This is a genomic window from Massilia sp. Masssp94 (genome assembly GCF_059491305.1).
The window spans coordinates 464584-483081 of sequence record NZ_CP168501.1 but is presented as its reverse complement, the minus strand read 5'-3'; the positions used below and the strand labels follow the sequence as shown (position 1 = coordinate 483081).

At 66.1% G+C, this 18498-nt stretch carries 15 protein-coding genes; 8 read left to right on the top strand and 7 right to left on the bottom strand.

What is annotated here, in order from left to right; translation table 11 throughout:
- Positions 1 to 2: 2 nt before the first annotated feature.
- The 4 genes from ACEN9G_RS01980 to ACEN9G_RS01965 all read right to left on the bottom strand — a co-directional run bounded on the left by ACEN9G_RS01980 (position 3) and on the right by ACEN9G_RS01965 (position 5841).
- On the bottom strand, positions 3 to 1064 hold the full coding sequence (locus ACEN9G_RS01980; protein ID WP_413337680.1) for a Gfo/Idh/MocA family protein: 1062 nt from the start codon (positions 1062 to 1064) through the stop codon (positions 3 to 5).
- An 11-nt stretch (positions 1065 to 1075) separates the two neighbouring features.
- The gene (locus ACEN9G_RS01975) at positions 1076 to 2404 is read right to left on the bottom strand and encodes a nucleotide sugar dehydrogenase (protein ID WP_371769869.1); all 1329 of its coding nucleotides are present in this window, start codon (positions 2402 to 2404) and stop codon (positions 1076 to 1078) included.
- Positions 2405 to 2455: 51 nt separating this feature from the next.
- Positions 2456 to 4408 (bottom strand): polysaccharide biosynthesis protein, encoded by a 1953-nt coding sequence (locus ACEN9G_RS01970; protein ID WP_483127623.1) that lies wholly within the window; start codon positions 4406 to 4408, stop codon positions 2456 to 2458.
- Between the two features lie 437 nt (positions 4409 to 4845).
- A complete protein-coding gene (locus tag ACEN9G_RS01965; protein WP_413343028.1) occupies positions 4846 to 5841 on the bottom strand; it encodes an N-acetylmuramoyl-L-alanine amidase-like domain-containing protein in 996 nt (331 codons plus the stop codon).
- Between the two features lie 192 nt (positions 5842 to 6033).
- Here ACEN9G_RS01965 and ACEN9G_RS01960 point away from each other — a divergent pair, with 192 nt between their 5' ends.
- From ACEN9G_RS01960 to ACEN9G_RS01930, 7 genes are all read left to right on the top strand, one after another.
- On the top strand, positions 6034 to 8982 hold the full coding sequence (locus ACEN9G_RS01960; protein ID WP_413343026.1) for a TonB-dependent receptor: 2949 nt from the start codon (positions 6034 to 6036) through the stop codon (positions 8980 to 8982).
- A 296-nt stretch (positions 8983 to 9278) separates the two neighbouring features.
- Positions 9279 to 9446 (top strand): hypothetical protein, encoded by a 168-nt coding sequence (locus ACEN9G_RS01955; protein WP_371762599.1) that lies wholly within the window; start codon positions 9279 to 9281, stop codon positions 9444 to 9446.
- 34 nt (positions 9447 to 9480) lie between these two features.
- A complete protein-coding gene (locus ACEN9G_RS01950; protein ID WP_371760607.1) occupies positions 9481 to 9645 on the top strand; it encodes a hypothetical protein in 165 nt (54 codons plus the stop codon).
- Between the two features lie 146 nt (positions 9646 to 9791).
- A complete protein-coding gene (locus ACEN9G_RS01945; protein ID WP_056128071.1) occupies positions 9792 to 10166 on the top strand; it encodes a LiaF transmembrane domain-containing protein in 375 nt (124 codons plus the stop codon).
- Complete coding sequence (locus ACEN9G_RS01940; RefSeq protein ID WP_413343023.1) at positions 10156 to 10863, top strand: LiaI-LiaF-like domain-containing protein; 708 nt, start codon at positions 10156 to 10158, stop codon at positions 10861 to 10863. The genes ACEN9G_RS01945 and ACEN9G_RS01940 overlap by 11 nt, the downstream gene beginning before the upstream one ends.
- 11 nt (positions 10864 to 10874) lie before the next feature.
- Positions 10875 to 11975, top strand: coding sequence for a sensor histidine kinase (locus ACEN9G_RS01935; RefSeq protein ID WP_483127621.1), 1101 nt, complete (start codon positions 10875 to 10877; stop codon positions 11973 to 11975).
- Positions 11976 to 11978: 3 nt separating this feature from the next.
- A complete protein-coding gene (locus tag ACEN9G_RS01930; RefSeq protein ID WP_413343998.1) occupies positions 11979 to 12722 on the top strand; it encodes a LytR/AlgR family response regulator transcription factor in 744 nt (247 codons plus the stop codon).
- A gap of 99 nt (positions 12723 to 12821) precedes the next feature.
- Here the strand turns inward: ACEN9G_RS01930 and ACEN9G_RS01925 are convergent, their stop codons facing one another.
- The 3 genes from ACEN9G_RS01925 to ACEN9G_RS01915 all read right to left on the bottom strand — a co-directional run bounded on the left by ACEN9G_RS01925 (position 12822) and on the right by ACEN9G_RS01915 (position 17589).
- The gene (locus ACEN9G_RS01925) at positions 12822 to 15083 is read right to left on the bottom strand and encodes an ATP-dependent DNA helicase (protein WP_413344000.1); all 2262 of its coding nucleotides are present in this window, start codon (positions 15081 to 15083) and stop codon (positions 12822 to 12824) included.
- On the bottom strand, positions 15080 to 16735 hold the full coding sequence (locus ACEN9G_RS01920) for a VRR-NUC domain-containing protein (protein WP_495605573.1): 1656 nt from the start codon (positions 16733 to 16735) through the stop codon (positions 15080 to 15082). The genes ACEN9G_RS01925 and ACEN9G_RS01920 overlap by 4 nt, the downstream gene beginning before the upstream one ends.
- A 110-nt stretch (positions 16736 to 16845) precedes the next feature.
- Positions 16846 to 17589, bottom strand: coding sequence for a hypothetical protein (locus ACEN9G_RS01915; RefSeq protein ID WP_413337978.1), 744 nt, complete (start codon positions 17587 to 17589; stop codon positions 16846 to 16848).
- Positions 17590 to 17646: 57 nt separating this feature from the next.
- Here ACEN9G_RS01915 and ACEN9G_RS01910 point away from each other — a divergent pair, with 57 nt between their 5' ends.
- On the top strand, positions 17647 to 18486 hold the full coding sequence (locus ACEN9G_RS01910; RefSeq protein ID WP_413337976.1) for a M15 family metallopeptidase: 840 nt from the start codon (positions 17647 to 17649) through the stop codon (positions 18484 to 18486).
- The last annotated feature ends 12 nt before the right edge of the window (positions 18487 to 18498 follow it).

Genomic DNA, 18498 nt, shown 5'->3' with positions numbered 1-18498 from the left:
GATCAGTACTCCAGCGGCAGGGCCACGCGCTTGCCGTCGCGCGCCGATTTATAGGCGGCGATCAGCACTTCGAGCGACTTCAGCCCTTCGCGTCCGTCGGTCTCGGGCTCCGCTTCGCCGCGCAGCACCTTGATCACGTTGTCGTAGTACAGCGGGTGGCCAAATCCGTAGACCGAGGTGGTTTCATAGCTGGCGTCGCGCACCCTGTCGTCGTCGGGATCGGGCGTGGCGAATTCCCATTGCTGAATCTCGTTCACGGCCACCCCGCCGATGCGCACCGTGCCGTGCTCGCCCAGGATAGTGATCGACCCTTCGAGGTTGCGCGGGTAGGTCAGCATGGTGACGTTCATCGAACCCAGGGCGCCGTTGCGCCAGCGCAGGCTGAGCACCCCGGTGTCCTCGACCTCGATGTCGCGCGCCAGGGTGGCGGTATAGGCCTGCAGGCTCTCGACCGGGCCGACGATCCAGTCGATCAGGTCGACATAGTGGCTGGCCTGGTTCATGAAGGCGCCGCCGTCGAATTCCCAGGTGCCGCGCCATTTGGCGCTGTGGTAGTACTCGGGCGGGCGGGTCCAGAACACGTTCAGGTTGACCATGTAGATGCGGCCGAAGCGCTTCTTGTCGACGGCCAGCTTGAGAAGCTGCAGGGTGGCGTTGCGGCGGTTCTGCTTGACCACGAACAGGCGTACGCCGGCGGCGTCGGCCGCGGCCACCATGCGCTTGCCGTCCTCCCAGCGGGTCGCCATCGGCTTTTCCGTCATCACGTGGCGGCCGCTGTTGGCGATCTGGATCGACTGCTCGGGGTGCAGGCCCGAGGGCGTGGTGACGACGACGATGTCGGCGTCGGCGCGGCGCAGCATCTCGTGGAGGCTGGCGTAGCCTTCGGCGCCGGTCAGTCCGACCGCGCGGTCGAGCGCACGCGGGTCGACGTCGCATATGCCGACCAGCTCGGCGCGGTCCTGGTGTTTGCGCAGGGCCTCGAAGTGATTGTTGGCGATGCGGCCGCAGCCGACCAGCGCGAAGCGGATCTTGCGGTCCTGGATGGGAGCAGGATAGTGGCGCATCATGACGGTCCTCAGGCTTTCACGACGTTGGGTAGCGCGGCGAGGTAGACGCCGCGCGTGTCGACGATGAGGCTGGCGTATTGCCGTACGAGGTCATAGTCGAAGGCGGAGTGTGCCGTGGCCAGGAGTACGACGTCATAGGATGCGATGCGCTGCGGGGTGAGTTCGACGCTTTTCAGGTCGAAGTGGTGTTCGCGCATGCGTGGAAAGACGGGCACGTGTGGGTCGGCATAGTCGACGACGGCGCCTTTGTCGCGCAGGATTTCCATCAGTTCGACCGAAGGCGATTCACGCATGTCCTCGACGTCTTTTTTGTAGGCGATGCCCAGCACCAGCACGCGGCTTCCCATCACGGCTTTTCCGCGCTGGTTGAGCGCATCCGTGAGCTTGCTGACGACCCAGTGGGGCATGTCGCTGTTGATTTCGCCGGCGAGCTCGATGAAACGCGTGTGCAGCCCGTATTCGCGCGCTTTCCACGTCAGGTAGAACGGGTCGATCGGGATACAGTGCCCACCGAGGCCGGGGCCGGGGTAATAGGGAGTGAAGCCGAACGGTTTCGTTGCGGCTGCGCGGATGACTTCGTGGATGTCGATCTTCATGCGGTCGGCGATGATCTTCATCTCGTTGACGAGACCGATGTTGACGGCACGGTGGATGTTCTCGAGCAGCTTGGTCAGCTCCGCCGCGCGGGTCGAACTGACCGGGACGACACGGTCGATGGCCGCGCTGTACAGGGCGACTCCGGCTTCGAGACAGGCCGGCGTCACGCCGCCGCAGACCTTGGGTATCGTACGGGTGTGAAAGTCGGGATTGCCCGGGTCTTCGCGTTCGGGAGAAAAGACGAGAAAGATGTCGCGTCCGATCACGAAGCTGCGCGATTCGAGGCGCGGCTTGAGTTCCTCTTCAGTCGTGCCCGGGTATGTGGTGCTTTCCAGCGACAGTACCTGGCCTGGCCGCATGAACGGCAGCAGGGCTTCCGTCGTCTCCAGTACGAAAGACAGGTCGGGTTCGCGATACGGGTTGAGCGGCGTCGGCACGCAGATGATCAAGGCATCCGGCTCGCCCGCGCGGGTGAAATCGGTGGTCGCTTCGAAGCCCTGGCTGCGCGCACGCGCGATGTCGGCAGCAGGGACGTGGTTGATGTAGCTTTCACCCCTGTTGAGGCGTTCGACCTTGCTGCCGTCGATGTCGATCCCGAGTACGCGGAAGCCGGCTTCGGCATAGCGTAGCGTCAGTGGCAGGCCCACGTAGCCCAGGCCGATAATGCCAATGAGGGCAGTGCGCTCACTCAGACGGGCGGTGAGCTGTTCGAGATAAGCCGGTTTGCTTTCGTCACGCATGTGGATCCTCGCCGAACTGGTTGGGTAAAAGGGGCGTTCCGGTTGCCGCGCCTAGATCCGGAACGGCACGAATTTCTTGATCAGGGCCAGCCGTTCCTGCGGCGCAGCGATGGGTGCCGCCGCGGCCACGGCCGGTGCCGGGACGGGGACCGGTGCAGCCCCTTCGGCGTGCCGGCCGGGGTTGTACTCGGTCACGATGGCCTTGACCATGCCTTCGATCAGGCCGCGTTCATGCGTGTCGCAGGCCATCATGAGGCAGTTGATGAAGGTGTCCAGCACGCTCGGCCGCAAGGCGTTCTCTTTCATGCGCATGATGCGCGGATGTTCGCTCGGGAATACGACGCCGTCGGTCAGCAATTCCTCGTGCAGCTTCTCGCCGGGGAAGAGGCCGACATAGTTGATCTCGACATCCCCGCCCGGACTCTGCGGCGTCTTCTCGGTCAGGCCGGACAACGCGATCAGCGTCCGTGCGAGGTCCAGGATACGTACTGGCTCGCCCATGTCGAGCACGAACACGTCGCCGCCCTTTGCCATCGCCCCTGCCTGGATCACCAGCTGGGCCGCCTCGGGAATCAGCATGAAGTAGCGCGACACGTCGGGGTGCGTGATGGTGACCGGGCCGCCCCGTGCGATCTGACGCTGGAACAGCGGAATCACCGAACCCGACGACCCCAGCACATTCCCGAAGCGAACCATGCAGAACGTCGTGTCCGCGCCGGGTCGCGCGGCCGCTGCCTGAAAGATGAGTTCTGCGATGCGCTTGCTGGCGCCCATGATGTTGGTCGGACGCACCGCCTTGTCGCTCGAAATCAGCACGCAGGTTTCGACGCCGTGCCTTGCCGCCTGTGTGGCGATCACCTGGGCGCCCATCACGTTGTTGCGCAGGCCTTCGACGATATTCGTTTCCACAAGAGGAACGTGCTTGTACGCGGCGGCGTGGTAGATGGTGTCGACGCGGTTGTCGCGCAGGATGCGTTCGATCAGGTCCGTATTACAGACCGAGCCGAGATGCGCGTCCACGGGGACGTCGGGAAAGCGATTGGCCATCTCCTGGCGGACCGTGTACAAGGCAAATTCGGAGTGGTCGAGCAGATGCAGCCGGCTTGGCCTCAAGGTGGCGATCTGGCGGCAGAGTTCGCTGCCGATGGAGCCGCCTGCGCCCGTGACCATGACGTTTTTTGCGCGTACGCAGAGCGCAAACAGGTCGAGGCGCGGCGGCACGGGCGCGCGGCCGAGAAGGTCTTCGAACTTCAGGTCGCGGATGCTCTCGCGCGGCGTGACCTTGTCGTCGCCAAGGTCGACGAGACGGCTCAGGATCTTGGTCGTGATACCGGCCTGGGCCAGCCGCTGCATGATGTCGCGCAGGCGGCCGGGGGCCACGGCCGGGATGGCGATCACGATCGAGCGGATGCCCATTGCATTGACCGTTTCCACCAGACGATCGGTGTGAAAAACGCGGAGGCCGCCGATCGTGCGTTCACTGAGCGCGCGTTTGTCATCGAAAAAGCAGACAGGGCGATATTCGTCACTGTTGCGCATCGTTTGGGCCAGCTGCGCCCCGGATTCGCCGGCGCCGTAGATTGCCACCACCTCCGACGTGCCGCGCTGGTTCCCGTTCAGGTTGCGCAGCAGATTGCGCACTCCGATGCGCGATGCCACGACATATGAAAAAGCGATAAACCAATAAATGGCCAAAGCACTGCGTGGAAAATTTGCTTCGTTCACCGAAAACGTGATGGTGTATGCGCAAAGAACGGCAATCGCCAATGCCAGGCCTGTCGCGCTCAATAGACGCTGGTCGATGAAACGAATCACTGCGCGATAAAGATCCGAAATGGAAAACGCCGCTATCGTGACGATTGCTACGAGAACATAAGAACCCGGCCCGAAATGGGAGGCGAGTTTCAAATCGCCGCCGCGCAGGAGCATCGCGCCCAGGAAACAAAACGGCAGTGCGATCAGATCGGCCGTGATCATCAGCGCGATTTTCGACGTGCGGTGCATGGACACCATCCGGGAGCAGATTCGGCGAACGAATACTTGGTTGAGCTTGGGCATGATTCTGAAGCGTTGCGTGAGTTGATGAATGCAAACTTCCAAAGTTTGAAACAAGCACTGGCATCCCGGAAAAGCGAATTGAAACTTATATTTATTGGTGGATAAATTGTCGTTTGTTATTCTGATGAGTAGGTCTATTTATTATCTCGATACACATCGATAAAGATTTGACCATGCTCAACCGACAATAGGGAATTCTTATCGGAATCCATAAACGGTTACATTGGGAAATTAATTCAAAGAATATTTCCCTTTATGTTCGAATTGGAATTCGCGACGATTCGAAATGTAATACGGGGCTGGCTGCCAGGCGGAAGGCAGCAAATGAAGAGGGATGAAAGAGGGGCGTCCATCACGCGTGATGGACGCCGCGGAGGCGGGATTCAGGCGCCGGCAGGACGGCCCGGGCGCGGCTGCGGTGCCATCGGCGGCACCACGATGTCGTCGTTCAGGCGCAGGAACTTGAAGCCGGCGAGCACCTGGCCGTTCTTGCCCGCCTGGCGGTTGCGTTCCTCGCGCGCGGCGGCGCGGGCCATGTAGGACTCGAACGTTTCCTCGCGCACCTGCGGCTCGGAGGAATGGAGGAAGTGGCGCTCGCCGTCCGGCCCGAGCACGACGAGCCCCACGTGCGACGCCCAGTACTGGCCGTCGCGTGTCGAGATCACGTTGACGAGATCGCCTTCGCGCAGCTGGCCGGCGATGGTCGTCACGCGGTCCTTCGGCACGTAAGCCTGGCGGCTCGTCTCGACGGGAATGCTGGCGTCCGTGTGGTGGCGCGTCTTGAGGAAGCGGGCGCGGTCGATCGTCATCGTGTACGCCGGGCCATCCGGGCCGGCCAGGTCGGCGCTGATGTCCGTCACGAGCCAGCGGTTCGCCACGTTCCAGTCCATCTCCGTGTAGTGGTTGCGCGTGGCCACGCCGACGACGCCGTCGCGGTAGCGGATGCGCTGCAGCATCCAGAAGAATTCTTCCCACGACTGCGACAGGGCCATCGCGTAGGTGTGCTCCGCGAACACGACGCAGTCGCTGTAATCCAGGCTGAACATCGGCAGGTCGTCATGGACCTGGTACGGAAATTCGCCCAGCAGGTTCAGGCGGTACGGCTGGCCGAGGTTCTTGCGGCCGATAACGGCGATGCGCTTGCGCAGGTCGGGCTCGGCCTCGTGCACCCAGGCGATGTAGCGGCCAGCTTCGACGGGATGCATGCGGAACAGTGGCTTGCCCAGGATCGTCTCGAGCGGCTCCGTGGCCGCAGCCTGCGCGGTCGGGCTGGGTTCGGCGGCGGCCGGCGCGGCAACCGGTGTGGCGGCGGGCGGCGTCGCGCAGCCGGCAACGAGTATGGAAAGCAGGAGCGCGGGCAGCGCGCGGACAGGAGGCATGACGGGTCTCGATGGATAAAACGCTACGCTAACCCGGCCGCACGGTGCCGTCAAAAACAATTGCAGTCCGAGCATTCCTTTTAGTTATAGATTCTTCAACAGTAATCATTATCCAACCGCTGTGTCATCAGTCAATACTGGGCGCGAGACCGGGAAACACCGGTCCCGACGATGACTACAGAGGAGAGAGAAATGTTGAAACAGAAGCCGCTCGCGGCCGCTGTCGCATTGGCATGGCTGGGCGTGGCAGGCACGCCCGCGCTGGCCCAGAACGACGCCGGCAGCACGCAGATGCAGACGGTCGAAGTGACGGGCATCCGCGCGTCGATGGCGAAGTCGCTGGCCGTCAAGCGCGACGCCACCGCCAACGTCGAAGTGATCACGGCCGAGGACGTGGGCAAGATGCCCGACAAGAACCTCGCCGATTCGCTGCAGCGCCTGCCCGGGGTGGCGGTGCGCACCGACTACGACGAAGCGGAAAAGGTGGCGATGCGCGGCACCAATCCGGACATGTCGCTCATCGTGTTCAACGGCCACACGGTCAGCAGCGGCGACTGGTACATCGCCGACCAGGCATCGAGCAGCCGGTCCACGAGCCTGTCCCTGATGCCGTCGTCGGTCCTGAACCAGGCCATCGTGTACAAGACGTCGCAGGCGAACATCGTCGATGGCGGCCTTGCGGGCACCATCAATGTCACGACGCGCAAACCCCTGGCGCAGAAGGAGCGCCTGTCGGGCGTGGCCAGCGTCGGCGCCAGCTACGCGACCCTGCCGGGCAAGACGGCGCCCGACCTGAACGCGTCCGTGAACTGGAAGAACGAGGCGGGCACGTTCGGCTTCATCCTGCAGGGCTTCGCGGAAAAGCGCTACATCCGGCGCGATTCCGCGTCGCGCCTCGCATACGGCACGAGCAGCGGTTGGGACGTCATCAACACGACCACCATGAAGGGCATCACGGACGCGTCGCTGGCCGGCAGCGGCTACAAGGCCGCGGACCTGAACGGCGTGCGCCTGCCCGGTTCGATGAGCACGGAATTCGTCGAGGGCGTGCGCGACCGCAAGGGCGGCATGTTCTCGCTGGAGTTCAAGCCGAACCAGGACGTCGACGTCACCGTCACAGGCTTTACTTCCACCTTGAAGGCACCGAACTACGGCCGCCTGAAGGCCGGCGCCATCTACAGCATGCTGCTCGGTAAAGCGTCGCTCGCCGACGGCGCCACCGGCGCGACTGCGCCGAACACCGTGGGCGCCCAGGGCCAGCAGGTGTTCGCGTCGATCCGCAATCCCGTCATCGTCACCGAGACGACGATGTACGGCGACCAGCTGCGCGTGCTGAAAAGCGCCGACATCATGTTTGCGGACGGGACCCCACCGCAATACATCGGCAACTCGGAAGGCTTTTATCGGCAGGGTGCGCGGGCCACCAGCTCCTTCCTCGACCTGGACGGCAAGTGGCGCGTGAACCAGGACCTCACGCTGAAGACGCTGCTGTCGACGACGCGCGGCGTCGGCAAGACGGACTACGACCAGGGCCTGACCTATGCGAGCTTCGGCACGGGCGTGTCGTACGCGCTGGCCGGCGTCGACAACGCGCCGTACGTGAAGTACTACGGCACCGGCGCCAAGCCGGACCAACTGGTGGTGCGTACGATCTCCGGCCTGAAGACGACGGACCGCGAGACGAGCGGCCAGGTCGACGGCGAATGGCGCGTCGACAAGGGCTGGGTCCAGTCGGTCGAAGGCGGCGTGCGCTACGCCGACCACCACCGCGAGAGCGCGCGCCGCTACCCGGCCTATCACAACCGCGACATCACGATCGGCGCGCCGACCGGCACGATTCCGTGGCCGCCCGACTTCGGCGCGGGTCTCGACGGCCCGGCCGGCTGGGACAACACGGGCTACACGTTCGACCCGGCGGTGCTGATGGCGTATTTCCAGGGCGCGACCAAGGCGACGAGCGACCAGTACGAGCGCCGCATCGCATCCGAACTGCACATGCGCGAACGCCAGGGCGCGGCCTATGTGATGGCCAACCTGGAAGGCGAGCGCTGGTCCGGCAACGTGGGCCTGCGCTTCGTGCAGACGCGTATCAACGCCGACATCCCGACGCCGATTCCGGCCGGCGTCTGCCTGCGTGCCGCACCCGGCCAGCCGGCGATTCCGTGCGCGGCCTATCCGGATGCGATCACGACGTCGGGCGACCTGCAGCCGGTCTACGACAACGAGCCCTTCAAGAACAACACGGGCAACACCTACTATTTCATCAAGACGGACCGCCGCTTCAACAACTGGCTGCCCAGCATGAACATGCGCTACGAGCTGACGAAGGACCAGATCCTGCGTTTCGGCGCGAGCCGCACGGTGGGCCGCCAGAACTACAACCTGCTCGGCGCCGGCTTCGGCTCGCCGACGTGCGATGCGCAGGGATGCCGCGTGACGGGGCCGAACCCGGACATCAAGCCGCTCACGTCGGACAACCTCGATGCGTCGTGGGCGTGGTATTTCTCGCGCCGCTCGATGGTGGGCGTGGACCTGTTCTACTCGCGCATCCAGGGCTATGCGAAGACCGGCACCACGGGCGGCGCCACGATCGACCTGTGGGATTCCGCCGCGCAGGCGATGAAGACGTACACGGTCCAGACGTCGGAGCAGCAGGGGGCGCACATCGCCGGCCTCGAACTGTCGTACGAACAGCCGTTCGGCACGACGGGCTTCGGCTTCACCAGCAACATCAGCCGCGCACATACGAAGGTCGACGACGGCCGGCCGATGGTCGGCGCGTCCGAATGGGCCGCGAACCTGGGCGGCTATTTCGAGAACGACAAGGTGTCGCTGCGCCTCGTCGCGAACTACCGCAGCGAATACGTGAACAGCTCCACGGCGCCCGCGCCGACGGCCAACAGCCAGGGCCTGTACAGCGTCAATGGTGTCATGATGCCGACCGCGCCGACGATGGCCGCGCCGGTGACGACGCTGGCCTTCAACGCCAGCGTCAACCTCACGCCGCAGTTGCTGCTCACGTTCGACGCGACGAACCTGACGAACGTGAAGCGCGCCTACTATCGTTACAGCGAGGAGGAGCAGCAGAAGCTGGACGTCAGCGGCCGCCAGTTCTACGTGAACCTGAAATACCGTTTCTGACGTCGTCGCCAGCGGATGCAAGGGGGCCGCGGCCCCCTTTTTGTTGCATTTCTCGACGCCGCGTAGGCCTCTTTGAAGGTGGCCTGTAGGACTGGAACTCATGGGGACGCACAGTGTGCGGCATCTAACGGTTACGACCCGGGCGGACTCGCTACGATGGAGGCGTCGAGTGAGGCACCAAGCGATCTTCCGCAGGTGGCCAACCACCTCGACAGGTCAGCCGGTCGCCTCGAGGACCGGCACCAATTTCGAAGCCGGCGGCAAGCGCGCCGGCTTCAACGGAAGCGGAGGTTGCCATGACCACGACGACGACGAACCACCCCCCCAAGCATCTCGTGCGCGAGTACCTCGAGCGGCGTTCGAAAGACCCGAAACCGCCGCCGACGCCGGAAGAAATCCGGCGCCAGCTGGGGTGGGGCATGCTGATGCCGTCGGACGACCGGATCGGCGCCTCCCGCTCCTGAACCAGTTTCACCGTCACCGAACAGGAGAAGCATCATGACCGCCAAGATCGGCAGCAAACACGTGGCCCAGCACCGCGGCAAGAAAGAGCGCGAGGAGATCCACAAGATGAACGTCGCGCGCGAAGCCCTCAAGATTGCCGCTGCCCGCGCCAGGTACCGCAACCAGCAGAAGGGGCAGCGTCCGCAAGCCGCGGCCTGATTCATCCGCTTTCCGAAGGGCCCGCCATGGCGACATGGCGGGCCCTTCGCCATTCACCGGCAAAGCGCCGCCATTGGCCGAAAAGCACTTCCACCCGCGCGCCGACCTCCGTTATCGTGTCGACATTCGATCACAACGGAGGAAACATGAATAGCGAAGCTTCCTACCACCTGCGGCGCCAGGTGTTGTGGGGCCTGGTCCTGGTGGGGCTGGGCGTGGCCTTCCTGCTGGACCAGATGGATGTGTTCGACGTCCGCTCGCTGTGGCATTATGCGCCGCTGCTGCTGGTCGTCGTGGGCATCAACCAGACCATCGGCTACCCGAGCGCCCGCGAATTCTCCAACGGCCTGTGGACCGTCTTCATCGGCCTGTGGCTGTTCGCCGTGCTCGAGGGCCTGTGGGGCCTCACGTTCGGCAACAGCTGGCCCCTGTTCATCATCATCAGCGGCATCACGATGGCGATCCGGCCGATCGCCGAGCGCCGCTTCGGCCAGAAGGGAGGGGACGGCCATGGAAAATAACACGAACCGCGCGTCGAGCCAGGTCGTGCTGGGCCTGCTCGTCGTGGGCATGGGCGTCCTGTTCCTGCTCGATAACCTCGATATCCTGAATTTCCGCCATGCGATCGGGTTCTGGCCGCTCGCCTTCATCGTGGCCGGCTGCGTCGCGCTGTTCGGCAACGGGACGCGCAGCGGCCGCAGCGGCAATTACATGGGCGGCGTGCTGATCGCGGTCGGCCTCCTGATGATCGTCAGCCGCATGGGCTACTTCACCATCAGCTGGGGCACGCTGTGGCCGCTCGTGATGATCGCGCTCGGCGGTCTCGTGCTGTACCGCTCGCTGGGCCCGGGGCGGGTGGCGCGCGATGACGTTGCCGCAGGCGCGAGTCCGGACAACGTCGTCGACATCGTCGCCGTGCTGGGCGGTTTCGAGCGGCGCGTCAGCACGCAGGACTTCCGCGGCGGCGAGATCACGGCCGTGATGGGCGGCTGCGCGCTCGACCTGCGCGACGCGTCCATCGTCAAGGAAGCCGTGATCAACATCTTCACGGTCTGGGGCGGCATCAACATCAAGGTTCCGCCCGACTGGACCGTCGTCCTGAACGGCACGCCCGTGATGGGCGGCTTCGCGGAAAAGACGGCCCGGCCGCCCGACGCCAGCAAGCGCCTCGTCATCACCGGCTACGCCATCATGGGCGGCGTGGAAGTGCGCAACTAAAGGCGCGGCCAGTGCAAGGTATTTTTGCGAGCTGGCGCGCGACGGCGCTCTACCTGCTGGCCTGGCTGATGCTGGGCCTGCTGCTGGCGGCCATGCTGGCCGTCAGCGGCGCGGGCTGGGGGGCGAGCGTGCTGTTCGCCGTGCCGCTGGCGCTCTGGTTCGCGTACGCGGCGGGCTTTTCCGCCTACTACGTGTGCCGCGCGTACCCGCTGGGACGGCGCCGTCCGCTCGCCATCGCCGCCGGCGTGGGCATGACGGCGGCCTGCGTGTCCGCGCTGTGGTGCGGCATGGGCGCGGTTTGGAACAGCCTGCTGGCCGCGCTGGCGCCGGACGCTTACGAGCCCGTCGCGAGCGGCCCCGTGCTGGCCTCGATGTTCGGCCTCGGCCTGATCCTGTACGGCCTGGCGGCCGCCGTGAATTACCTGCTGATCGAGACCGAACGCGTGCGCCAGCTCGAGACGCAGCGCCTGGAGATGAAGCTGATGGCCCAGGATGCGGAGCTGCGCATGCTGCGCGCCCAGGTCGATCCACACTTCCTGTTCAACAGCCTGAATTCGATCAGCGCGCTGACGTCGCTCGACCCGGCGGCCGCACGTGCCATGACCGTGCAGCTGGCCGAGTTCTTCCGGCACACGCTGGGCCTGCGCGCCGACCGCAAGGTGACGCTCGACCAGGAACTGCAGCTCGTGCGGCATTTCGTCGGCATCGAGCAGGTGCGCTACGGCGACCGGCTGCGCTTCGATGCCGCCATCGATCCCGCCGCCGGCCAGTGCCTGCTGGCGCCGATGCTGCTGCAACCGCTCGTGGAGAACGCGATCAAGCACGGCATCGGCCAGATGATCGAGCCCGGCCTCGTGCGCATCGAAGCGACGCGCGCCGGATCGATCCTGCGCATCCGCGTGGAGAACGACGTCGACCCCGACAGCGTCGACGGTGCCGCTTCGGCACGCGGCACGGGCCTGGGCCTCGTCAACGTGCGCCAGCGCCTCGCGGCGGACCATGGGCATGAGGCGAGCGCGCACTGGATGCGGCGCGACGGCCGCTTCATCGTGGAGCTCGCACTGCCGGCGGCGACGGCCGACGAACCCCAACCCGAACTCGAAAGGACCTGACGCATGCGCGTGATCATCGTGGACGACGAACCCCTGGCGCGCGCCGTGCTGCGCGAGCATCTCGGGCTACACCCCGACGTGGAGATCGTCGGCGAATGCGCCAACGGCTTCGAGGCCGTGAAGGCCATCGCGGAGCTGGCGCCCGATCTCGTGTTCCTCGACATCCAGATGCCCAAGCTGGACGGCTTCGAAGTCGTCGAGCTGGCCGGCGCGAAGACGCACTACGTGTTCGTCACCGCGTACGACCAGTTCGCGTTGCGGGCCTTCGACGTCCACGCGCTCGACTACCTGCTGAAACCGTTCACGCGCGAACGCCTCGCGCAGGCGCTGGCGCATGCGCGCGAACGCGTCGCCGCGCCCGCGACCGAGGGGGAGGCGGCGATGCGCGCGCTCGTGAGCGATGCGCGGGCGCGCCACCAGCCGATCGAGCGCGTGCTGATCCGCGACGGCGCGCGCGTGCAGGTCATCCCCGTCGCGCGCATCGACTACATCGAGGCCCAGGACGATTACGTGGCCATCTGCTCGGAGGGCCGCCAGTGGCTGAAGAACCAGCGCATGGCCGAACTGGAAAGCCAGCTCGATCCGCAGGCCTTCCTGCGCGTGCACCGGTCGTACATCGTCAACCTGGGCACCATCGCGCGCATCGAGCCGACCGGGAAGGACGGTCACTGCGCGGTGCTGAAGTCCGGGGCGCGCATTCCGATCAGCCGCAGCGGTTATCAAAAGGTCCGCGACCTGATGCGCTAGCGGCTGATTCAGGGCGGCCATGGCGTCGTTGCAGCTCCTCGCCGTGCAACCGCACTGTCGTCGTCGCCGCGCCTGGTCCTGTCCACCCTGAATGCGCCGCTAGAAGGCGGCCTTGTCGACGTGCCACCAGGCGGGCAGCAGCGCCCGCACGTCGGGCCGCGCGAAGCGGTCGTCGATCAGCCATACGACGCCGCGGTCCTGCTCCGTACGGATCACGCGGCCCGCCGCCTGCACGACCTTCTGCATGCCGGGATAGAGATAGGCGTAGTCGTAGCCTGCGCCGAACATGGCTTGCATGCGCTGGCGCAGCTGCTCGTTGACGGGGTTTACCTGTGGCAGGCCAAGGGTCGCGACGAAGGCGCCGATGAGCCGCTCGCCGGGCAGGTCGATGCCTTCGCCGAACGAGCCGCCCAGCACCGCGAAGCCGATCCCGCGGCCGCCCGCGACGAAGCGCGCGAGGAAGTCCGCACGTTCCGGTTCGCTCATGCGGCGCGCCTGTCTCCATGCGGGGATGTCGGGATGGTCGCGCTCGAAGCGGTCCGCCACCTGCTGCAGATAGTCGAAGCTGGAAAAGAACGCGAGGTAGTTGCCGGGTTGTTCGCGGTACTGGTCCGCCATCAGGGTCGCGATCGGCGCGAGCGAACTGGCCCGGGCCTGGTAGCGCGTCGAGATGCCGTGCGCGACGTGCACGTCCAGCTGGCTCGCGGTGAACGGGGAGTCGACGTCGATCCACGCGGTGTCTGCCGGCATGCCGAGCAGGTCGGCGAAATAATGCCAGGGGCTCAGGGTCGCGGAGAACAGCGTCGTCGAATGGGCGTACGCGAAGCGCGGACCAAGGAAAGATGCGGGGACGACGTTGCGGATGCAGAGGGTCGTGTTGCGCTCGTCCTCGCGCGTGACGTCGAACAGCGAATGCGCGCCGAACGATTCCGCGAGCCGGCCGAACTGCAGCGCGCCGAAATAAAAATCCTGCAGTTCCGGTTCGAGCGGTACGGGGAAGGCCGCCATGTGCTCCGTGATGGCGCTGGCCGCGCCCTGCAGCGCGTTCAGGAATTTGTCGGGCAGGCCGTCCAGCACCTGGTAGGGCAGGGGCGCGGACTTGCTCGCGTCCGTCCACGCGCGCTTGACCTTGTCGAGCGGCTTGTGCAGCGCCGGCGGTGCGACGGCCCGTGCCGCGCGCAGGTCCGCGCGTTGCAACGTCGCCGTGTACATCGAACGTGCGCGGGATACGAGGTTGTGCGCCTCGTCCGCGAGCACGCTGACCTTCCAGCCGCGTTCCAGCGCCAGCGCGTACAGCATCGCGCCGCCGTCGAACCAGTAGTTGTAGTCGCCCACGACGACGTCGCTCCAGCGCACCATCTCGCTGCCCAGGTAGTACGGGCAGACGTCATGCGCGAGACCGATTTCGCGCAGCGCGGCGCGGTCGAGCATGTCCGCGTTCGCCGCCGCGTCGCGCGCGGCGGGCAGGCGGTCGTAGAAGCCCTGGGCAAGCGGGCACGAATCGCCATGGCAGGCTTTGTCCGGGTGCTCGCAGGCCTTGTCGCGCGCGCTCAGTTCGAGCACGCGCAATGGCAGCGTGCCACCGGATTTGAGTGTCGCTGCGGCGTCCAGCGCGAGCTGGCGTCCCGGCGTCTTCGCGGCCAGGAAGAACACCTTGTCGAGCCCCTGGCCGGGCGCCGCTTTCAGCACCGGGAACAGGGTGCCGACGGTCTTGCCGATGCCGGTCGGGGCCTGCGCGAGCAGGCTGCGCTTGCCGGCATTGGCGCGGAAGATGGCTTCCGCGAGCTGGCGCTGGCCGGGACGGAAGTCAGCGTGCGGAAAACGCAGCGCCGTCAACGCGGCGTCGCGCGCGCCGCGGTGCGCGAGTTCCTGTTCGGCCCAGGCGACGAAGCGGCGGCACTGGTCTTCGAACAGCGCGGCGAGGTCGGCGCGGGTGCGGGTCTCGCGCAGCACGGTTTCCTGCTGGGTGCCGATGTCGAAGTAGACGAGCGCCAGGTTGACGTCGTCCATTCCGAGCTCCTCGCACATCAGGTGTCCATAGACGCGCAGCTGGGCCCAGGCCAGGCGCAGATGGTTGTCGGGGATGCGCGCGAACTGGCCGCGGTACGTCTTGACCTCTTCGATCAGGTTGCGGTCGGGGTCGTAGCCGTCGGCCCGCCCGCGCACGTGCAGCGGGCCCCAGTCGCCTGCCAGCGTCACTTCGCTGCGGTAGTTGTCGTCGCGGCGGGATGCCACGACGGCATGGCCCGCGATGCCTTCCTGCGCCGTGGGCGACGGCGTGAAGCGCAGGTCGAGGTCGCCCTGCTTGGCCGTGAATTCGCACAGGGCACGCACGGACACGACGTAGCGTGCGTCGTTCATGCGGCGGCCTGCTCCCATTGCAGGTAGCACACCGTGATCGGCATGCCGTGCTCGGCGCAGTAATCGATCCAGCGCAGCTGGTTGTCCTGCAGGCGGTCGCCCGGGCCCTTCACCTCGATCATGTTGTAGCGCTTTTCTTCAGGCCAGAACTGGACCAGGTCGGGGAAGCCCGTGCGGTTTTCCTTCACGTCCTGCAGGATGCGGCGGAACCACAGTGTCAGGTGCGCCGCCGGGATGCAGTCCAGCGCCAGTTCGATGATGCCGCGATCGAGCCAGTCCCACGCGACGAACGGCGATTGCAGGCCTGCCTTCTCGTCGTACGTCGCGAGGATGGCGGCGCGGTGGCGGCCGTCGTCCAGCAGGGCGAGGCAGGCCTCGAAGTCGTCCTTGCGGCGCTGGTAGAAGTCGGCCGCGAACAGGTCGGCCGGACCGCGGTGGAACGGGTGGAAGAACGCGCCCGGGATGGCCGCGAAGATCGCGCGCCAGCACAACAGGCCGAACAGTGTGTTGGCCAGCGTGTTCTCGACGTAGAAGACGGGCGCGTCGGCGCGCGCCAGATGCGCCAGCACCACGCCTTCGACGCGCCATTCGCCGCCCGGCAGCGGCAGGCTCAGCTCGAGCCGCGCGGCCGGCGTCGCGCGGCGCGGCGGGCCCTTCGGGTGGCCCAGCTTGCGTGCCAGGCGCGGGCCCAGGCGCAGCAGGTGCTGGCGCTCCGCCTCGCTTTCCGGGGCTTGCTGGGCCGTCTCGAACAACGCAAAGGCTGCGTCGAATTTCTCGTGCTTTTCCAGCACGCGGATCGCACGGCCGCGCGCACCCGGATAGCGGCAATCCGCGTACACGGCATACGCATTGTCCCAGTCCCGCTCTTTTTCGAGCAGTTGGCCGAGCTGGAACAGCAGACGTTCGCGCCGGCTGTCGAGCCAGTCGTTGCCGAACGCATGGCGGGGCAGGTCGGCCAGCACGTCCAGCGCCGCCTCGCCCGCGTAGTAGCGTTCCTTGCACGCGTGCAGCTGCAGGTAGTGGTCGATGTCGTGGCGGGCCCGGAAGCCGCGCGACGCCGGCGAGAATTCGACGCGCTCGTAGCGGAACAGACCGAGGTCGGACAGCACGAACTCCGTCCAGTCCTGCGAGAGGTTGCCGAAGAAGATGAGGCGCAGGCGGTCGCACAGCGGTTGCACGAGCAGGCGCAATGTGAGGTCGTCGCAACGCCGGTGCCAATGCGAGAACGGGCGCCCTACCTCGTGCGCGGGATCTGCGCGCAGCGCTTCGAGCTGGTCGGCCTTGCGCGCGCTCTTCTGCGCGCCCGTCAGGCGGAACGCCTCGGCCAGTTCCGGCTTGGACAGCAGGTCGAATAACTCATCGAGCGCCAGGACCGGATCGGACTCGATCCAGCCGCTGGGCAGCAGCGCCTCCGCCGCTGCGCGCGGGCAGCCGATCTCCGCGTAGTTGAGCTTGCTGGCCCGGAACAGGGTGCCCTTGCGCATCACCATCCGCACGAACAGGGCGCGGGCCGGTTGCGGCAACTGCGGGAAGGCGGCGATGAACGCGTGTTCCTCGTCGATGAGGAGGTCGGGGTAGCGCTCGGCGATCCAGTCCAGCACGCGCTGGAAATTATCCAGATAATAAAACTCGTTTTCCAGGACTCTGATCATCGTCATACCGCGCCAACTGTACTTTTGTACAGTATAACGGTGCCGGCGACGATGGCCCAGCAGTTTTGCTGTCGTTACAGCCCGCGGCGTGGTTTTCCGCGCAGGCGGCTCTATTGTCGAGGTGGCATGCGTGGGCCACACGGCTTGTCGGCGCACGCCGCGGTTCCCGCGCCATCGGCCGCCTCCTTACGGGTGCCGGTGTGCTGGAGGATGGCCGAGATCAGGGCGACGTCCGTATCGACCCCGGCCGTCGACGGCGTCGTCCTGGAGGCGCTCGCGGTCCGCTTCTGGCGCGGCGGCCCCGGGTCCGCATGGGCCAGCTCCCGGGATGCGGTCGTCCGGGACTCAGGATGCGGCCGTGCATGAGGAACGGCCGGCGTGGCGGGACGCGTGACCGGATGGCGCGACGGGGCAGACGGATGGTGCGCCGTCGTACTGGCCGGGGCACGTCCGGCCACGTCGGACGCTGCGATGGCGGTGGCAGGCTGGGGCAGATCGATGATGACGGCGCCGCGCGCTGGGACGGCTGCCTCAGGTGTCGCGTACGTAGTGGGCGCCGGCATGGACACCGGACTGTCCGCAGCCAGCGTGGCGCGCGTGCCTGGCACGTCGACGGGCGTGCTGTCGCGCGCCGGCGTCGCGCCGCGGACGAGCCACGCGATGACGACGAGCAGGGAGCACGCCAGCACACCGGCGGCGCCGTACCAGACGATGGCCGGCAGGGCGCGGAGCCGGCGCCCGGGTGCCTGGCCGTCGAGCATGGCAAGGATATTGATTTCGCTGGTCGCCCGGCGCGACGACGACATCAGGTTGGGACGTCTGGAGCCGGGTTGATTTTCATCTGTAGGGCGCACCGCATTACTCCTAAGATTGGAAAACTAATTCCAATTAGAAACAAACGGGAGAAGCCGATGCTGATCTTCCTCGCATTCTTGTACTTTTGCCTGGCTTGCAGCGTCATTTGGCTCGCCCTGTTCCCGGGCGGACGGGCCTCGGTGCTGCAGGTGCTTGGCATGCTGCAACGCCGCTTCCAATGGCGCGTCGGGGGCTGGCAGCGCAGCGGTAATGCCACGCTGCGGGCGTCCTGGTCGGGCGCGCGCGGCGTGTGTTACGACGGCCGCAGGCTGCTGCGGCGGCACTGGGCGTGGTTCGCCGTCGGCGTGCCGCTCGTGCTGATTCCGACGCTGCTCGCGTTGCTGATGCGCCGGCCCGACATGCTGCCCGACTACGAGCCCACCGACACCGTCGTCGATGCCCAGGTGGCCGCGTTGCTGAAGGGCGAGCAGCTGGTGCCGCCGGCTGCATTGCCGCCGCTCGCGTTCGGCACGCGCGAAGTGGAACTGGTGCGTCCGATGCTGGTGGACGCCAGTCGCAACTGGGGGCTGCTGCGGCCGGAGTTCAGCCAGCGCCTGCTGTTGGTGTTCAAGATCATGAAGGAGAAATACGGTTACGAGATGGCCTTGCTGGAGGGGTATCGCAGTCCGGCCCGTCAGGACATGCTGGCCGGCATGGGTTCACAGGTGACGAACGCACGTGCATTCCAGAGCTGGCACCAGTATGGGCTGGCGGCGGACTGTGCGTTCTGGCGGGACGGCAAACTCGTGATCTCGGAAAAAGACCCCTGGGCCATGCGTGGCTATCAGCTCTACGGCGAGGTCGCCGAATCGCTGGGCCTGACCTGGGGTGGGCGCTGGACGATGATGGACTTCGGCCATGCGGAGTTGCGGATGCGCGGGGTGATGCGGCGCTGATGGCGGATGGTT

Coding starts and splice junctions, on each gene's coding strand:
- ACEN9G_RS01980 (WP_413337680.1), bottom strand. CDS start 1,064: ATGCGCCACTATCCTGCTCCCATCCAGGACCGCAAGATCCGCTTCGCG.
- ACEN9G_RS01960 (WP_413343026.1), top strand. CDS start 6,034: ATGTTGAAACAGAAGCCGCTCGCGGCCGCTGTCGCATTGGCATGGCTG.
- ACEN9G_RS01920 (WP_495605573.1), bottom strand. CDS start 16,735: ATGATCAGAGTCCTGGAAAACGAGTTTTATTATCTGGATAATTTCCAG.
- ACEN9G_RS01965 (WP_413343028.1), bottom strand. CDS start 5,841: ATGCCTCCTGTCCGCGCGCTGCCCGCGCTCCTGCTTTCCATACTCGTT.
- ACEN9G_RS01930 (WP_413343998.1), top strand. CDS start 11,979: ATGCGCGTGATCATCGTGGACGACGAACCCCTGGCGCGCGCCGTGCTG.
- ACEN9G_RS01945 (WP_056128071.1), top strand. CDS start 9,792: ATGAATAGCGAAGCTTCCTACCACCTGCGGCGCCAGGTGTTGTGGGGC.
- ACEN9G_RS01940 (WP_413343023.1), top strand. CDS start 10,156: ATGGAAAATAACACGAACCGCGCGTCGAGCCAGGTCGTGCTGGGCCTG.
- ACEN9G_RS01925 (WP_413344000.1), bottom strand. CDS start 15,083: ATGAACGACGCACGCTACGTCGTGTCCGTGCGTGCCCTGTGCGAATTC.
- ACEN9G_RS01955 (WP_371762599.1), top strand. CDS start 9,279: ATGACCACGACGACGACGAACCACCCCCCCAAGCATCTCGTGCGCGAG.
- ACEN9G_RS01950 (WP_371760607.1), top strand. CDS start 9,481: ATGACCGCCAAGATCGGCAGCAAACACGTGGCCCAGCACCGCGGCAAG.
- ACEN9G_RS01910 (WP_413337976.1), top strand. CDS start 17,647: ATGCTGATCTTCCTCGCATTCTTGTACTTTTGCCTGGCTTGCAGCGTC.
- ACEN9G_RS01975 (WP_371769869.1), bottom strand. CDS start 2,404: ATGCGTGACGAAAGCAAACCGGCTTATCTCGAACAGCTCACCGCCCGT.
- ACEN9G_RS01970 (WP_483127623.1), bottom strand. CDS start 4,408: ATGCACCGCACGTCGAAAATCGCGCTGATGATCACGGCCGATCTGATC.